Raw genomic sequence first — 16,126 nt, forward strand, 5'->3', positions numbered from 1 at the left:
CACTGCCCCCCCCTGAACTGCGACTGAAGCACAGCAATCGCGGACAAGTCCGCCCCCACGATTTCCGGTGTTTGTTGCGCGCGGGCGCGGCGTCACAGGCGGGGCGGGACCTCTGTCAAACAACGTGTAACCCGCTGAAGAGAGCTGACTTTGTCGGACCAGCGCACAGGTTTTCACACCGTCTTTTCGGGCAGCTTTTCCCGTTTTGCGCACCCAGCGCACCAACAATGCACGTCGTCGCGCACCAACCTCCCTTACTGGCTCCACATCAGTGCACTGCTCGGGCGCCATGGCGCTCAAAGGCCCGTTCCAAAGCGATTTTTCAGGCTGGGCACAGCCTTTGCTTGGAAGCCTTCAAAGAGTCGTTCTGCCAATCCAAAAAAAACAGATCAACGGAGCCCGTCCAATGAAGCGTCGCAGCCTGATCAAAGCTTTTACCCTGTCCGCATCCATCGCAGCCATGGGCCTTTCATGGACCGCTCAGGCCGCCGAAACCATCAAGGTCGGCATCCTGCATTCGCTTTCCGGCACCATGGCCATTTCCGAGACTTCGCTTAAAGACATGGCGCTGATGACCATTGACGAGATCAATGCCAAGGGCGGCGTGAACGGTAAGATGCTGGAGCCGGTGGTCGTAGACCCGGCCTCCAACTGGCCGCTGTTCGCCGAAAAGGGCCGTCAGCTGCTGACTCAGGATAAGGTCGCCGTGGTGTTCGGCTGCTGGACCTCCGTTTCGCGCAAATCGGTCCTGCCGGTCTTCGAAGAACTCAACGGTCTGTTGTTCTACCCGGTTCAGTACGAAGGCGAAGAGATGTCGCCGAACGTGTTCTACACCGGTGCAGCGCCTAACCAGCAGGCCATTCCTGCGGTCGAGTACGTGATGAGCGAAGACGGCGGCGAAGCCAAGCGCTTCTTCCTGCTGGGCACCGACTACGTCTACCCGCGTACCACCAACAAGATTCTGCGCGCATTCCTGCATTCCAAAGGCGTGAAGGACAGCGACATCGAAGAGGTCTACACCCCGTTCGGCCACGCCGATTACCAGACCATCGTGGCGAACATCAAGAAATTCTCCGCTGGCGGCAAGACGGCGGTCATCTCCACCGTCAATGGCGACTCCAACGTGCCGTTCTACAAGGAACTGGCCAACCAGGGCCTGAAAGCCACCGACGTACCGGTCGTGGCCTTCTCGGTCGGCGAAGAAGAACTGCGCGGCATCGACACCAAACCGCTGGTCGGCCACCTTGCGGCCTGGAACTACTTCCAGTCGGTCGAGAACCCGGTCAACAAGAAGTTCGTCGCTGACTGGAAAGCCTACGCCAAGAAGAAAAACCTGCCGGGCGCTGACAAGGCCGTGACCAACGACCCGATGGAAGCCACGTACGTCGGTATCCACATGTGGGCGCAGGCGGTTGAGAAAGCCAAGTCCACCGATGTCGACAAGGTTCGGGAAGCGATGGCCGGACAGACCTTCGCCGCGCCGTCCGGCTTCACCCTGACCATGGACAAGACCAATCACCACCTGCACAAGCCGGTGATGATCGGTGAAGTCGAGGAAAACGGTCAGTTCAACGTGGTCTGGCAGACCAAGGAGCCGATCCGCGCCCAGCCGTGGAGCCCGTACATCCCTGGCAACGACAAGAAGCCGGACCATGCGGTGAAGAGCAACTGATCAGCGCTCATATGATCGTTCCCACGCTTTGCGCTCGGCGTTATACAAAAGTTTGGACGACGTACAAACAGGGTCAAAACGAATGCGTCTGACTGAATGCGTATCCCGTGGGAGGCGGCTTGCCGGCGATGGCGTCCTTTCAGTTACCGATAGGTCGCTTCGGAAAACGCATCGCCGGCAAGCCGCCTCCCACAGTCCGTCGGTTGCAGGCAGACCTTGTATAACGAGAAGTGCTTTACGTGGGAATGCCTCTCGGGACGCGTGCGTCTCGGGCGGCATGCCAATGCGGACCATCGGCACGATCAACCCGCACGAACATGAATCAAGGCCATTGATATGCCCTCTTACCTTTACCGCCTGATCCTTGCCATCACCCTGTTGCTGCCTTTCGCGGCGCAGGCCAGTGATGCGGGCGATTTTGCTGGGGCCAGTTCTTCGCAACAGGCAGAATTGCTTGAAGCCTGGGCGGCCAAGCCTGTTCCCGAGCGGGTCGAGTTGCTTGAAGCACTGCGCGACGGCCGAGTGGCTGCCGACAGCAGCAAGCGGGCCTGGATCGAGAACAATGAAACCTATGTCGCGGTAGACGCCGATGTTCCGGCTGCGGCAGATGCCCCCACACCTGATGAACCGCGCAAACTGCGCCTGAACAACCGGCTGCGGGGTCTGGTCGAGACCGCGCTGGCCAGCCACCAACTACTGGCAGCCGATGTAAAGCTGCGCATGGCCGCCGCTCTGCAACTGCAGAAAAGCGCGCGCCCTGCGCAACTGGACCTGCTGAGCCAGCGCGTGGAGACCGAAACAGACTCAAGCGTCAAAGACGCCCTGACCCTGGCACTGGCCAACCTGCAACTGGTCGACAGCAGCCCCAGCGTGCGCCTTGCCGCTGTGCGCCTGCTGGGCGAAACCGGTGATCCGCTGGCCCGCACCCGCCTTGAATCGTTGCTGTCGCCGGGCGTTGAAACCGACGCGTCGGTGCGCATTGCCGCCGAAACCAGCCTGGCCCAGGTCAAACGCAAACTGATGATCGGTGAAATCCTCGGTCAGGCCTTCAGCGGTATGTCGCTGGGCTCGATCCTGCTGCTGGCCGCGCTGGGCCTGGCGATTACGTTCGGCCTGCTGGGCGTGATCAACATGGCCCACGGCGAAATGCTGATGCTGGGTGCCTACTCGACCTATGTCGTGCAGTTGATGTTTCAGCGCTACGCACCGAGCGCCATCGAGTTTTACCCACTGGTGGCGCTGCCCGTCGCATTCTTCGTCACGGCGCTGATCGGCATGGCACTGGAGCGCACGGTGATTCGCCATCTGTATGGCCGTCCGCTGGAAACCCTGCTCGCCACCTGGGGCATCAGCCTGATGCTGATTCAGGCCGTGCGCCTGGCCTTCGGTGCGCAGAACGTTGAAGTGGCCAACCCGGAATGGTTGTCCGGCGGTATTCAAGTACTGCCCAATCTGGTGCTGCCTTACAACCGCATCGTGATCATCGCCTTCGCGCTGTTTGTGGTGGTGCTGACCTGGCTGCTGCTGAACAAGACCCGTCTGGGCCTGAACGTGCGCGCCGTGACACAGAACCGCAACATGGCCGCCTGCTGCGGCGTACCGACAGGGCGTATCGACATGATGGCCTTCGGGCTGGGCTCCGGCATCGCAGGCCTGGGCGGCGTCGCCCTGAGCCAGATCGGCAACGTCGGCCCTGATCTGGGCCAGAGCTACATCATCGATTCGTTCCTGGTGGTGGTGCTCGGCGGCGTCGGGCAGCTGGCAGGCAGCGTGATGGCGGCTTTCGGGCTGGGCATCGCCAACAAGATTCTCGAACCGCAAATCGGCGCCGTGCTGGGCAAGATCCTGATCCTGGCGCTGATCATTCTGTTTATCCAGAAACGTCCGCAAGGCCTCTTCGCATTGAAAGGACGGGTGATCGACTGATGAGCCAGCCATTGATGGTAACTGCTGTACATAAGGTCGGCCCCAAAGGCACCCTGACGGTGGGCATTCTGGTACTGGCTGTTTTGCTGGCCATGCCGCTGCTCTCGTTGCTGCCCGCCGATAACAGCCTGCAGGTGTCGGCCTACACCCTGACACTGGTGGGCAAGATTCTCTGCTACGCCATTGTCGCTCTGGCACTGGATCTGGTCTGGGGTTACGCCGGGCTTCTATCGCTGGGCCACGGCCTGTTCTTCGCGCTGGGCGGTTATGCCATGGGCATGTACCTGATGCGCCAGGCGGCGGGTGACGGTCTGCCAGCGTTCATGACCTTCCTGTCGTGGACCGAGCTGCCGTGGTACTGGGCCGGCACTGACAACTTCCTGTGGGCCATGTGTCTGGTGGTTCTGGCGCCTGGCCTGCTGGCGCTAGTGTTCGGCTTCTTTGCCTTCCGCTCACGGATCAAGGGCGTGTATTTCTCGATCATGACCCAGGCACTGACCTTCGCGGGCATGCTTTTGTTCTTCCGCAACGAAACCGGTTTCGGCGGCAACAACGGCTTCACCAATTTCCGCAGCATTCTGGGTTTCAGCATAAGTTCGCAGGGCACACGGGCGACGCTGTTTCTGGCGACCGTGATTCTGCTGGTGGTCAGCCTGTACATCGGCTGGCGGCTGGCACAGAGCAAGTTCGGCCGGGTGCTCACCGCCCTGCGCGATGCGGAAAACCGCCTGATGTTCTGCGGCTACGACCCACGCGGCTTCAAGCTGTTCGTCTGGGTCCTGAGCGCGGTCCTGTGCGGACTGGCGGGTGCGTTGTATGTGCCGCAGGTCGGCATCATCAACCCGAGCGAAATGTCGCCGACCAACTCCATCGAAGCGGCGGTCTGGGTGGCTCTGGGCGGACGCGGCACGCTGATCGGCCCGCTGCTGGGTGCCGGTCTGGTCAACGGCATGAAGAGCTGGTTCACCGTGGCATTCCCGGAATACTGGCTGTTCTTTCTCGGCGCGCTGTTCATCATCGTCACGCTCTACCTGCCCAAAGGCGTCATCGGCGTACTGAAGAAAAGGAGCGAGTCATGAAAACCACGCCAACGCCTTCTTTCATGCTGGAGCCGGTGCTGGACCCCAATTCCGATGCAGGCACCAGCCGCGACGCGCTCGGTCTGGGCCAAAGCGCCGGCAAGGGACTGAACACACGCCACGGCACGATCCTGACTCTGGAAGACATCAGCGTCAGCTTCGACGGTTTCAAGGCGCTCAATGACCTGAATCTGTACATCAGCGTCGGCGAGCTGCGCTGCATCATCGGCCCCAACGGCGCGGGCAAGACCACGCTGATGGACGTGATCACCGGCAAGACCCGACCCAGCCACGGCAAGGCCTGGTTCGGCGAAACGCTGGACCTGACGCAGATGAGCGAAGTACAGATCGCCCAGGCCGGGATCGGCCGCAAGTTTCAGAAGCCCACAGTGTTCGAAGCGCTGAGTGTGTTCGAGAATCTGGAACTGGCGCAGAAGACCGACAAGTCGGTGTGGGCCAGCCTGCGGGCGCGCCTGAACGGCGAACAGCGCGACCGGATCAACGAGGTGCTGGAAACCATTCGCCTGACAGGCTCCGTGCAGCGCCCGGCGGGGCTGCTGTCACACGGTCAGAAGCAGTTTCTGGAAATCGGCATGCTGCTCGTTCAGGACCCGCAACTGCTGCTGCTCGACGAGCCGGTTGCAGGCATGACCGATGCCGAAACCGAATTCACTGCCGAGCTCTTCAAGAGTCTGGCGGGCAAGCACTCACTGATGGTGGTCGAGCACGACATGGGCTTCGTCGGCTCGATTGCCGACCACGTGACCGTACTGCACCAGGGCAGCGTACTGGCCGAAGGCTCATTGAACGATGTGCAGGCAGACGAACGCGTGATCGAGGTGTACCTGGGCCGTTGAGGCTGACGTGATCGCTCCCACTCCACGCTCATCGTTATACGCAAGTCATTTGGCTACCCTGTGAGGCAGCGGCACTGATGCGCTTTTGTAGCGCGATGGCATGAACACCGCAGAGCGCGACGTGGGTGAAGGCTGAGTCCTGGCGCTGATTCGGGGGGCAATCGGCATGGATGCCGATTGAGCTGCNGTTGGCCTCTCAAAGTAAGTCGCCGAGGGGCGAAAAGGTGACGTGAGCCATGCGCTCTGCTCACTGAGTCCGCAGTCTGTGCCATTTGTGACGCGGAGCATAACGGCGACCACGCTGTAACAGAAGAGAACATGAACCATGCTGCAGGTCGAAAAGCTTCATCAATATTACGGCGGCAGCCACATTCTGCGTGGCCTGTCCTTTGACGTGAAGGTCGGTGAAGTCACCTGCCTGCTGGGCCGCAACGGCGTGGGCAAGACCACGTTGCTGCGGGTGCTGATGGGCCTGTTGCCGTCGAAGGAAGGCTCGGTGCAATGGGAAGGCAAGGCCATTACCGGCTTCAAGCCCCACCAGCGCGTGCACGCCGGTATTGCTTACGTACCGCAGGGCCGGGAAATCTTCGGACGGCTGACCGTCGAGGAAAACCTGTTGATGGGCCTGTCGCGCTTTCCGGGCTCGGAGGCCAAAGAGGTGCCTGCGTTCATCTACGAGCTGTTCCCGGTGCTGCTGCAAATGAAGCACCGCCGTGGCGGCGATCTGTCGGGCGGCCAGCAGCAGCAACTGGCGATTGGTCGCGCACTGGCCAGCCGCCCTCGCCTGCTGATTCTCGATGAGCCTACCGAAGGCATTCAGCCGTCGGTGATCAAGGAGATCGGCGCGGTCATCAAGAAGCTGGCCGAGCGCGGCGACATGGCGATTCTGCTCGTAGAGCAGTTCTACGACTTCGCCGCTGAACTGGCGGACCAGTATCTGGTGATGTCCCGGGGTGAAATCGTCCAGCAGGGCCGTGGCGAGAACATGGAAGCCGAAGGCGTTCGCGGACTGGTCACTATTTGATGCGCCAATCCGTTATCGTGCAATCCTCGACACAGAATTGAAGACGCCATGAATCTGCCTGCCAATACCGCCCTGTTCACGCCCAGCTGGCACGCCGAGCTGGAGCTGGGCTATGGGCGTTTTGACGACAGCACGCGGCCGGTCCAGCGCCGCCACAAGGGTCCGCTGCGGGTGCAGAAACATCTGTACGCCGAAGGCCCCGAGGTGTGTCAGCACATCATCGTCCACCCGCCCGGCGGTATCGCGGGCGGCGACCGTCTGGATATCTCGGCCAACGTCGGCACCGACGCCTGGGCGCAGTTGACCAGTCCCGGCGCAGCCAAATGGTATCGCGCGGCAAGCCCGGCGTTTCAGCAACTGGAGCTGCAGGTCGAGCCCGGCGCGACGCTGGAATGGCTGCCTCAGGAAACCATCGTGTTCTGTAACGCCCAGGCCGAACTGACCACGCGCATCGAGCTGCGCGGCGACGCGAAGCTGTGTTACTGGGACGTCGTGGCGCTGGGCCGTCCAGCCAGTGGCGAGCGTTTCGAGCACGGGCATTTTCAGTCCGCGCTGGATATCCGCCGCGATGGCACATTGATCTGGCACGAACGTCAACGCATTATCGGGGGCGACGGGCTGCTGGATTCGCCGGTCGGGCTGGATGGTCATACGGTGTTTGCCACGTTGCTGATCACCGGCGAGGTGGACAGCGAATTGCTTGAAGCCTGCCGCAGCCTGTCGATGCCCAATCCGGTACGTGGTGATCTGACCCAGGTGCCGGGGCTGGTCGTGGCGCGCTGTCTGGCCAACGAAGCCTTGCATGCGAGAGCCTGGCTGATCGAAGTCTGGAAAAAACTGCGTCCGGCATTGCTGGGACGCGAGGCAGTGACGCCTAGAATCTGGAATACATGAAGTTGGGCAGACGCCTCCCGCAAAAGCGCCAACAACGACTGCACAGCAACCCGAACACCACGACACGGAAACCCCATGGACCTGACGCCACGCGAAAAAGACAAGCTGCTGATTTTCACCGCCGGACTGGTTGCCGAACGGCGCCTGGCACGCGGTGTGAAGCTCAACTACCCGGAAGCCATGGCCTACATCTCCGCAGCGCTGCTCGAAGGCGCACGTGACGGTCAGACGGTCGCCGACCTGATGCATTACGGTACGACGCTGCTGACCCGCGAGCAGGTGATGGAAGGCATTCCGGAAATGATCCCGGAAATCCAGGTGGAAGCAACGTTTCCAGACGGGACCAAGCTGGTCACCGTGCATCAGCCGATTGCCTGAGGACACCCGCATGCAAGACGTGATTCGCGATGCACTGCCGGAAGATTTGCCCGGCATTCTCGCCATCTACAACGATGCGGTGCTCAACACCACCGCCATCTGGAACGAACAGCCGGTCGATCTGGCCAACCGTCAGGCGTGGTATGCCTCCCGCCAGACCCAGGCCTACCCGATTCTGGTCGCCGTGGATGCGGCAGGCGAAGTGCTGGGGTACTCATCGTTCGGCGACTGGCGTCCTTTCGAGGGCTTCCGTCATACGGTCGAGCACTCGGTGTACGTACGCGCCGATCAGCGTGGCAAGGGCCTGGGGCCAAAACTGATGTCGGCCTTGATCGAGCGCGCCCGCACCTGCGACAAACACATGATGGTCGCTGCCATTGAAAGCGGTAACGCGGCCTCGATTGCCCTGCACGAACGCCTGGGCTTCGCGGCCACCGGCCAGATGCCGCAGGTGGGCACCAAGTTCGGTCGCTGGCTGGACCTGACCTTCATGCAACTGGACTTGTCGCCCGGCGCTCGGGCGCCAGCCTCGCAAGCCCCCAAATCCGTATAACCGAGAGCCTTCCATGAACCCAGCACAGTTGCGTCGCGTCACCGCTGAAAGCTTCGCGCATTACCGTCAGGGTCTGGCGCAACTGCTGCTCGACACCGTCCATGACGGCGCATCGGTCGGGTTCATGGCTGACCTGACGCTGGAGCAGGCGCTCCGCTGGTGTGATGGTTTAAGAGCTGACGTTGCATCAGGCGACCTGTTGCTGTGGGTCGTGGTCGACAATGAACGCCTGCAGGCCAGCGCACAGCTTGCGCTGTGCCAGAAGCCCAACGGGCTCAACCGTGCCGAGGTGCAGAAGCTGATGGTGTCGCCTGCCGCGCGTGGCCACGGTCTGGGCAGGCAACTGATGGAAGCAGTCGAACAGGCCGCCGTGAAACTCAAGCGCGGCCTGCTGCACCTGGACACCGAAGCAGGCTCGACGGCGGAAGCCTTCTATCGCTCGATGGCCTACACCCGCGTGGGCGAACTGCCTGACTACTGCGCCACACCGGACGGTCGCTACCGACCGACCGCCATTTATTTCAAAACCTTGGGGCTACCGACATGATCCCTGGTCAATACCAGATCCAGCCCGGCGAGATCGAACTCAACGCCGGCCGCCGTACCCTGAGCCTGACCGTTGCCAACAGCGGCGACCGTCCGATTCAGGTGGGCTCGCACTTTCACTTTTTCGAAACCAACGATGCCCTGACCTTCGACCGAGCCGCCAGCCGCGGCATGCGCCTGAATATTCCGGCTGGCACCGCCGTACGCTTCGAGCCTGGGCAGGCACGCGAGGTTGAACTGGTGGACCTTGCAGGGTTGCGCAAGGTGTACGGGTTTGCCGGTCGAGTGATGGGCGAGCTGGATTGAATCAAGGCGCAGGCTCGGATCGTTCCTGCTCAGAGCGCAGGAGCGATCAGTGTGGGGCCCATAAAGTACTCAAGGAATCACCATGAAGATTTCCAGACAAGCCTACGCCGACATGTTCGGCCCTACGGTGGGCGACAAGGTTCGACTGGCCGACACCGAGCTGTGGATCGAGGTCGAGAAGGACTTCACCACCTACGGTGAAGAAGTGAAATTCGGCGGCGGCAAGGTCATTCGTGACGGCATGGGCCAGGGCCAGTTGCTGGCGGCCGAGGTGGTCGACACGCTGATCACCAATGCGCTGATCATCGACCACTGGGGCATCGTCAAGGCTGACGTCGGCCTCAAGAACGGTCGCATCGCCGCCATCGGCAAGGCAGGCAACCCGGACATCCAGCCCGACGTAACCATCGCGGTGGGCGCAGCCACTGAAGTGATCGCAGGCGAAGGCATGATCCTCACCGCGGGCGGCGTCGATACGCACATCCACTTCATCTGCCCGCAGCAGATCGAAGAAGCCTTGATGAGCGGCGTGACCACCATGATCGGCGGCGGCACCGGTCCGGCAACCGGCACCAACGCCACGACCGTTACACCCGGCCCCTGGCACATGGCGCGCATGCTGCAGGCCGCTGACGCCTTCCCGATGAACATCGGCCTGACCGGCAAGGGCAACGTCAGCCTGCCCGGACCGTTGATCGAGCAGGTCAAGGCGGGTGCAATCGGCCTCAAGCTGCACGAAGACTGGGGCACCACGCCTGCCGCCATCGACAACTGCCTGAGCGTGGCCGACGAATACGACGTGCAGGTGGCGATTCACACTGACACGCTGAACGAGTCGGGCTTTGTCGAGACCACGCTCGCTGCGTTCAAGAACCGTACGATCCACACCTACCACACCGAAGGTGCCGGTGGCGGCCACGCGCCCGACATCATCAAGGCCTGCGGCTCGCCGAACGTGCTGCCCAGTTCGACCAACCCGACCCGGCCGTTCACCCGCAACACCATCGACGAGCATCTGGACATGCTCATGGTCTGCCATCACCTGGACCCGAGCATCGCTGAAGACGTCGCTTTCGCGGAAAGCCGCATCCGTCGCGAGACCATTGCCGCCGAAGACATCCTCCACGACCTGGGCGCATTTTCGATGCTCAGCTCCGACAGCCAGGCCATGGGCCGGGTTGGCGAGGTGATCATGCGCACTTGGCAGACTGCCGACAAGATGAAGAAGCAGCGCGGCCCGCTGCCTCAGGACGGTCCCGGAAACGACAACTTCCGCGCCAAGCGTTACATCGCCAAATACACCATCAACCCGGCCATCACCCACGGTATCAGCCATGAAGTGGGCTCCATTGAAGTGGGTAAATGGGCAGATCTGGTGCTGTGGCGTCCGGCGTTCTTCGGCGTCAAACCGACGCTGATCCTCAAGGGTGGCGCCATCGCGGCCAGCCTGATGGGCGACGCCAACGCGTCTATCCCGACACCGCAACCCGTACACTACCGCCCGATGTTCGCCAGCTACGGCAGCTCCCTGCACGCCACCAGCATGACCTTCATCAGCCAGGCCGCGTTCGACGCAGGCGTGCCGGAATCACTGGGATTGAAGAAGCAGATAGGCGTGGTCAAAGGCTGCCGCACCGTGCAGAAGAAAGACCTGATCCACAACGACTACTTGCCCGACATCGAAGTCGACCCGCAGACCTATCAGGTCAAGGCCGACGGCGTGCTGCTGTGGTGTGAGCCTGCGGATGTGCTGCCGATGGCGCAGCGGTATTTTCTGTTTTGAATACCCGAGAGGCATGACGATAGGGCCTTCCTGCTGGAAGGCCTTTTTATCAGCCCGAGCCAGTCAGATTCCCTGCCCGGGGTTAAGCAACGTGTTCAGTGTATCGCTGTGTCCGATAATAAGCTGAAGCCCGGTTTCACTACTCAGCACTTCCTGCCTTTGAAGCGGATAGTTGCCGGATGACGCGCCTGTATTATTTGATGCGTTCCAGAATCGTCTCGCCTTTGCCCAGCACACCCAAACATTGCAGTGAGTCGTTCATTGCATCCAGCATTCCGATATCCTGAGCCGTCGCGTCATTCTGCAGCGTACGACGCAGCCCCAGAAAAACACCAAACTTTCCGTAAGCGATATCATCCAGTTGAGCGCTTTTTTTTGTGATGACCCGCTGCGCAGCAAGATTGATCTGTTCTTCTATAAACCGGAACAGCTTTATTTTCAGCAACCGACTATTCAAATCCTTCAGCAACTCATCAAGTTTCAGCCTGGTCGATGCTTCGTCATAAAAACCCAACAGATTTTCCTGCACGCGCTCCCCTTCCAGAAGGAACACTAGCGTCGGGCCGTGGTTGATCTCATACGCGCTCGAAGCCGCGGGATTCAGATCATCTTTTGCCATCGGCTTTTGAGGGTCTGAATAGTCCCAGACGAGGTTGACCTCCACCCTGAAAAACTCGATTTCGCCTGCATATTGGGCATCCAGGCCATCAATGACTGAATCCATTTTGGCACTGGCGTTGGGTTCTCCTCGCTTGTTGAGCTTTTCTTTTGTGGAGAACTCGACCACGACCAGTTTTTCCTGACTGGCGTCGATAACGCTCTTCTGAAAGGTTGAATCTGAAACCATTTCTACGCTCATGCTCCGGACCTCCATCCACGTAACCCGTCGCACCACCTTAGGACGTCACAAAAACAGCGTCTACTGACATAAATGTCAGTCAACGCTCTGTTTGTTGCGCACTGTAAAGGCGGTAAGATGCGCCATCTCCGTCACGCTCCCCCAGCAAGGTAACCGGCCATGCGCCTTTCCGAATTCATCGTTCTCCACGTGGATCGCATCGTCGATGAATGGGAAAACTTCGCCAGAACACTGAAACCCGCTGCAGACACCATGAACACCGCAGAGCTGCGTGATCATGCCCAGTCGATTCTGCTGGCGGCTGCGCGGGATATGAAGACCGCCCAGAGCAAGAACGAAGAGATCGCCAAGGCCCGCGGTGAGGAGCTGAACAAGACGCCGAGCCTGGATGAAGCAGCGACCAGCCATGGTGAACTGCGCCATGAAGTCGGGTTTGATCTGGTGCAGATGACTTCGGAGTTCAGGCATCTACGCGCCAGTGTCATTCGCCTGTGGGTCGACAGCCTGACCACGCCGCAACTGGCTGATTTTCGCGACGTGATCCGCTTCAACGAAGCCATCGACGAAGCATTGGCCGAATCCACTGCGGCTTATGCCGAACGTGTGGCGCGCTCACGGGACATCTTTCTGGCGATTCTGGGCCATGACCTGCGCGCACCACTTCAGGCGGTCAGCATGTCCACCGAGCTGCTGGCACGCAAGCTGGTCATGGACGAAAAGACCCAAGGCTATATCTCGCGTATCAAGACCAGTACCCGGCACATGGGCACGATGGTCGGCGACCTGCTCGAATTCGTTCGCAGCCGCCTGGGCGCCAGCCTGCCGGTAGAGCGCAAGTTCATGGACCTGGCGGGCGCCTGTCGTGAGGCAATCGAAGAGGCCTGCGCCGGGCACCCGAATTCGGCGCCCGTGCTTACGATTGAAGGTGAGACGCAGGGACACTGGGACAGCGGACGCATCAGTCAGATGTTGCAGAACCTGATCGGCAACGCCTTGCAGCACGGCGCGGCCAGCCATGAAATCACGGTGCGGGTCATCGGCGGGCCGGACACGGTAGAGCTGGTGGTTCACAACGAGGGCAAGCCGATTGCCGAAGACGCCATCGGCACGATTTTCGACCCGCTGGTACGCAGTTCCGAAGAAAACAGCGAAAGCCGCACCACCACGACCAGCCTGGGGCTGGGTCTGTTCATCGTCAAGGAAGTGGTCAACGCCCACAGCGGCAGCATTACCGTGACCTCGACCATCGGCGACGGCACCACCTTTACCGTCGTGCTGCCCAGAAACTGAGGGTTGCGAAGACTGGATGATGATCGGGCCTATGTGCCGCGCTCATCGTTATACACAAGCCCGCCTCGACACTGATCGTGCCCATCGCGTGGGAACGATCAGAGTGATCTAAAGCACGCCGATCATGCCCGTGCTTGTGCTCAGCGTTATACCCGAGTCTTGCTGCGACCACGGACTGTGGGAGGCGGCTTGCCGGCGATGCNTCGGAAGCGACCTGTCAGTGACTGAACTGACGACATCGCCGGCAAGCCGCCTCCCACGGGGTATGCATTCAGTCAGTCACTTTCGTTGCGCCCCCCGTTTTGCGCGTCTTGCGGACTTGCGGACTTGTGTATAACGATGAGCGCAGAGCGTGGGCACGATCATGACTTGATCAATTACCCCACTGAGCCCTTGGGTCAAACGACGAGCTGTCCGCCAGCTTCTGCCACAGCGCCCGACTGGCATCGTCGATGTGCTTTGGCATCACGATCTTGATCTGGGCATACAGGTCGCCGCGCTCGCCAGCCTTGCTCATCAGGCCGTTGCCCTTGATACGCAGGCGTTGACCGTTCTGGCTGTCGGGGCGGATGGTCAGGTTGATCCGGCCTGTCAGCGTGGGCACGGCGACCTTGGCGCCCAGCGCAGCTTCCCAGGGTGCCAGTGGAACGGTAATGACCAGATCATGACCTTCCACCTCGAACATCGGGTGCGGTGCCAGACGGATGATCAGGTACATGTCACCATTCGCACCGCCGGCTATTCCCGGCGCACCCTGGCCCTTGAGACGAATGCGCTCGCCGTCCACGACGCCTGCGGGAATCTTCACGTTCAGGGTCTTGGTGATGTCGCTCATGCGCTGCCCGTTGGGGCTGTGCTGCGGCACCTTGAAACTGACCTGCTTGGACTCGGCCGACAGCGTCTCTTCCAGAAAGACGGCCAGTTCCATTTCCACATCCTGCCCCTTGCGACCCGGATTGCGGCTGCGGCCACCCTGTTGGGCACGCCCGCCGAAGATGGAACTGAAGAACTCGGAAAAGTCCGCCGTCTCCTCGCCAAATCCGCCCGCACCGGCTCGGCTCTGCCAGCCCGGCGGGGTCTGGAACGGCCGCCCCTGACGCCCGTACTTGCGCAGCTCGTCATATTCGGCGCGCTTGTCGGGGCTGCTGAGAACTTCGTAAGCCTCGGACGCTTCCTTGAATTTGTCCTCAGCCCCGGCCTCTTTACTGACGTCGGGGTGATACTTACGCGCCAACTTGCGATAGGCCGTCTTGATCGCCTTGTCGTCTGCAGTCGGTTCGACATCCAGTATCTTGTAGTAGTCTTTGAAATCCATCTAACAATCACCCATCCAATTATCCAGCGCAGCCAGATGCGCTGGTATAACACGCCCAGCCTCCTCGTGTTCGAGGCACCTGAAAGACTTCACATCGAAAAAAACAGCCCGGTAGCACGCCCTGTCTTCTGGCCGTCAGGTGTTCGACAACCTGGTCTACCGAGAATCCCATCAAGATTGGGGGTGATGGTCCCGAGTTCAAGCCCCGGACGCAAATACCGATAACCCGGAATAAGCGACGCATCGCCCTACGCAATTGCTGCGCACTGACATAAACTGCGCGGCCGTTTTTTGACTGGAACGTAAAAGACATGAATGACCAATCCCCGGCCCGTGCCTGCGGCATCGATTTCGGCACGTCCAATTCCACTGTCGGCTGGCAACGGCCAGGTGTGGAATCGTTGATCGCGCTGGAGGACAACAAGATCACCCTGCCCTCGGTGGTGTTCTTCAACATGGAAGAGCGTCGCCCGGTCTATGGCCGCCTGGCGCTTCACGAATACCTGGAAGGCTACGAAGGCCGCCTGATGCGCTCGCTCAAGAGCCTGCTGGGCTCCAAGCTGATCAAGCACGACACCAGCGTGCTCGGCACGGCGATGCCCTTCAAGGACCTGCTGGCCCTGTTTATCGGCGAGCTGAAAAAACGCGCTGAAAAGACCGCCGGACGCGAGTTCGAACAGGTAGTGCTGGGCCGCCCGGTGCACTTTGTCGATGACGACGCCATGGCCGATCATGAAGCCGAAGACACACTGGCCGAGGTCGCCCGCAAGATCGGCTTCAAGGACGTGTCGTTCCAGTTCGAACCCATTGCTGCAGCGTTCGACTACGAGTCCACCATCACCCAGGAAGAACTGGTACTGATCGTCGACATCGGTGGTGGTACCTCCGACTTCTCGCTGGTACGCCTGTCTCCCGAGCGGCGTGAACATGAAGATCGTCAGGACGACATCCTGGCCACCGGCGGCGTGCACATTGGCGGTACCGACTTCGACAAGCAATTGAGCCTGCAAGGCGTCATGCCGTTGTTCGGCTACGGCAGCCGCATGAAAAGCGGCGCGTACATGCCCACCAGTCATCACATCAACCTGGCGACCTGGCACACCATCAACGCCGTGTACTCGCAGAAATCCCAGCTCGCACTGGGCAGCATGCGCTACGACATCGAAGACACTGGCGGCATCGACCGGCTGTTCAAGCTGATCGAACAACGCGCCGGACACTGGCTGGCCATGGAAGTGGAAGAGACCAAGATTCAGCTGACCCAGACCGATAACCGTCACTTGCTGATGGACCGCATCGAACCGGGACTGAGCGTGGACCTGGGTCGGGCGATGTTCGAGGCGGCAATCGATGCGCAGCTTGAGCGGGTCCGCAACAGCGTGACTCAACTGCTGAGTCAGGCAGGTGTGAGCGTCGAGCAGGTCAATACCGTGTTCTTCACCGGCGGCTCAAGCGGCATTCCGGCACTGCGCAACAGCGTATCGGCGATGCTGCCGAATGCACGTCACGTGGAAGGCAACATCTTCGGCAGCATCGGCAGCGGGCTGGCGATTGAAGCGAAGAAGCGATACGGCTGAAGCAGGCCGATGATCGTGAGGTTGACGATCGTGCCCATGCTCCGCGTGGGTATGCAGCCCGTGACGC

At 60.6% G+C, this 16,126-nt stretch carries 15 protein-coding genes; 13 read left to right on the top strand and 2 right to left on the bottom strand.

The annotated features are described in order from the left end of the window. Positions 1-406 precede the first annotated feature (406 nt). The 11 genes from urtA to ureC all read left to right on the top strand — a co-directional run bounded on the left by urtA (position 407) and on the right by ureC (position 11,018). Complete coding sequence (urtA, locus tag AO065_RS14150) at positions 407-1,672, top strand: urea ABC transporter substrate-binding protein (protein WP_004885087.1); 1,266 nt, start codon at positions 407-409, stop codon at positions 1,670-1,672. Between the two features lie 336 nt (positions 1,673-2,008). Next, positions 2,009-3,598 (top strand): urea ABC transporter permease subunit UrtB, encoded by a 1,590-nt coding sequence (urtB, locus tag AO065_RS14155; protein ID WP_004885089.1) that lies wholly within the window; start codon positions 2,009-2,011, stop codon positions 3,596-3,598. Continuing rightward, positions 3,598-4,677, top strand: a complete 1,080-nt coding sequence (urtC, locus tag AO065_RS14160) for an urea ABC transporter permease subunit UrtC (RefSeq protein ID WP_004885090.1) — start codon at positions 3,598-3,600, stop codon at positions 4,675-4,677. Before urtB ends, urtC begins: the two co-directional genes overlap by 1 nt. Then, positions 4,674-5,534 carry an urea ABC transporter ATP-binding protein UrtD gene (urtD, locus tag AO065_RS14165; RefSeq protein ID WP_004885091.1) on the top strand — a complete coding sequence of 287 codons (861 nt, stop codon included), beginning with the start codon at positions 4,674-4,676 and terminating at the stop codon, positions 5,532-5,534. The genes urtC and urtD overlap by 4 nt, the downstream gene beginning before the upstream one ends. 325 nt (positions 5,535-5,859) lie before the next feature. Continuing rightward, the gene (gene urtE, locus AO065_RS14170) at positions 5,860-6,558 is read left to right on the top strand and encodes an urea ABC transporter ATP-binding subunit UrtE (protein WP_003376418.1); all 699 of its coding nucleotides are present in this window, start codon (positions 5,860-5,862) and stop codon (positions 6,556-6,558) included. Between the two features lie 48 nt (positions 6,559-6,606). Further along, positions 6,607-7,452, top strand: a complete 846-nt coding sequence (locus AO065_RS14175; RefSeq protein ID WP_004887253.1) for an urease accessory protein UreD — start codon at positions 6,607-6,609, stop codon at positions 7,450-7,452. A 75-nt stretch (positions 7,453-7,527) separates the two neighbouring features. Beyond that, positions 7,528-7,830, top strand: a complete 303-nt coding sequence (locus tag AO065_RS14180; RefSeq protein WP_004887254.1) for an urease subunit gamma — start codon at positions 7,528-7,530, stop codon at positions 7,828-7,830. Between the two features lie 10 nt (positions 7,831-7,840). Beyond that, a complete protein-coding gene (locus AO065_RS14185) occupies positions 7,841-8,383 on the top strand; it encodes a GNAT family N-acetyltransferase (RefSeq protein WP_004887257.1) in 543 nt (180 codons plus the stop codon). Between the two features lie 13 nt (positions 8,384-8,396). Continuing rightward, entirely contained in the window at positions 8,397-8,930 is a 534-nt protein-coding gene (locus tag AO065_RS14190) for a GNAT family N-acetyltransferase (protein WP_004887258.1), read from the top strand. After that, positions 8,927-9,235 (top strand): urease subunit beta, encoded by a 309-nt coding sequence (locus tag AO065_RS14195; protein ID WP_004887260.1) that lies wholly within the window; start codon positions 8,927-8,929, stop codon positions 9,233-9,235. The genes AO065_RS14190 and AO065_RS14195 overlap by 4 nt, the downstream gene beginning before the upstream one ends. Before the next feature lie 82 nt (positions 9,236-9,317). After that, on the top strand, positions 9,318-11,018 hold the full coding sequence (gene ureC, locus AO065_RS14200) for an urease subunit alpha (RefSeq protein WP_004887262.1): 1,701 nt from the start codon (positions 9,318-9,320) through the stop codon (positions 11,016-11,018). A 193-nt stretch (positions 11,019-11,211) separates the two neighbouring features. On the opposite strand, the gene AO065_RS26685 is transcribed toward ureC, so the two are convergent. Then, complete coding sequence (locus AO065_RS26685) at positions 11,212-11,877, bottom strand: YbbN family protein (protein ID WP_004887265.1); 666 nt, start codon at positions 11,875-11,877, stop codon at positions 11,212-11,214. 159 nt (positions 11,878-12,036) lie between these two features. On the opposite strand from AO065_RS26685, the gene AO065_RS14210 reads away from it, so the two are divergent. Continuing rightward, positions 12,037-13,167 carry a sensor histidine kinase gene (locus tag AO065_RS14210; protein ID WP_004887266.1) on the top strand — a complete coding sequence of 377 codons (1,131 nt, stop codon included), beginning with the start codon at positions 12,037-12,039 and terminating at the stop codon, positions 13,165-13,167. A 373-nt stretch (positions 13,168-13,540) separates the two neighbouring features. On the opposite strand, the gene cbpA is transcribed toward AO065_RS14210, so the two are convergent. Continuing rightward, complete coding sequence (gene cbpA / locus AO065_RS14215) at positions 13,541-14,482, bottom strand: curved DNA-binding protein (protein WP_004887276.1); 942 nt, start codon at positions 14,480-14,482, stop codon at positions 13,541-13,543. Positions 14,483-14,793: 311 nt separating this feature from the next. On the opposite strand from cbpA, the gene AO065_RS14220 reads away from it, so the two are divergent. Then, the gene (locus tag AO065_RS14220) at positions 14,794-16,059 is read left to right on the top strand and encodes an Hsp70 family protein (RefSeq protein WP_004887278.1); all 1,266 of its coding nucleotides are present in this window, start codon (positions 14,794-14,796) and stop codon (positions 16,057-16,059) included. Positions 16,060-16,126: the final 67 nt, after the last annotated feature.

The organism is Pseudomonas viridiflava (assembly GCF_001642795.1).
Taxonomy (GTDB): Bacteria; Pseudomonadota; Gammaproteobacteria; order Pseudomonadales; family Pseudomonadaceae; genus Aquipseudomonas; species Aquipseudomonas viridiflava.

What these genes read in the sequence shown, in the direction of transcription:
- urtA (WP_004885087.1), top strand. Translation starts at nt 407, where the DNA reads ATGAAGCGTCGCAGCCTGATCAAAGCTTTTACCCTGTCCGCATCCATC.
- urtB (WP_004885089.1), top strand. Translation starts at nt 2,009, where the DNA reads ATGCCCTCTTACCTTTACCGCCTGATCCTTGCCATCACCCTGTTGCTG.
- urtC (WP_004885090.1), top strand. Translation starts at nt 3,598, where the DNA reads ATGAGCCAGCCATTGATGGTAACTGCTGTACATAAGGTCGGCCCCAAA.
- urtD (WP_004885091.1), top strand. Translation starts at nt 4,674, where the DNA reads ATGAAAACCACGCCAACGCCTTCTTTCATGCTGGAGCCGGTGCTGGAC.
- urtE (WP_003376418.1), top strand. Translation starts at nt 5,860, where the DNA reads ATGCTGCAGGTCGAAAAGCTTCATCAATATTACGGCGGCAGCCACATT.
- AO065_RS14175 (WP_004887253.1), top strand. Translation starts at nt 6,607, where the DNA reads ATGAATCTGCCTGCCAATACCGCCCTGTTCACGCCCAGCTGGCACGCC.
- AO065_RS14180 (WP_004887254.1), top strand. Translation starts at nt 7,528, where the DNA reads ATGGACCTGACGCCACGCGAAAAAGACAAGCTGCTGATTTTCACCGCC.
- AO065_RS14185 (WP_004887257.1), top strand. Translation starts at nt 7,841, where the DNA reads ATGCAAGACGTGATTCGCGATGCACTGCCGGAAGATTTGCCCGGCATT.
- AO065_RS14190 (WP_004887258.1), top strand. Translation starts at nt 8,397, where the DNA reads ATGAACCCAGCACAGTTGCGTCGCGTCACCGCTGAAAGCTTCGCGCAT.
- AO065_RS14195 (WP_004887260.1), top strand. Translation starts at nt 8,927, where the DNA reads ATGATCCCTGGTCAATACCAGATCCAGCCCGGCGAGATCGAACTCAAC.
- ureC (WP_004887262.1), top strand. Translation starts at nt 9,318, where the DNA reads ATGAAGATTTCCAGACAAGCCTACGCCGACATGTTCGGCCCTACGGTG.
- AO065_RS26685 (WP_004887265.1), bottom strand. Translation starts at nt 11,877, where the DNA reads ATGAGCGTAGAAATGGTTTCAGATTCAACCTTTCAGAAGAGCGTTATC.
- AO065_RS14210 (WP_004887266.1), top strand. Translation starts at nt 12,037, where the DNA reads ATGCGCCTTTCCGAATTCATCGTTCTCCACGTGGATCGCATCGTCGAT.
- cbpA (WP_004887276.1), bottom strand. Translation starts at nt 14,482, where the DNA reads ATGGATTTCAAAGACTACTACAAGATACTGGATGTCGAACCGACTGCA.
- AO065_RS14220 (WP_004887278.1), top strand. Translation starts at nt 14,794, where the DNA reads ATGAATGACCAATCCCCGGCCCGTGCCTGCGGCATCGATTTCGGCACG.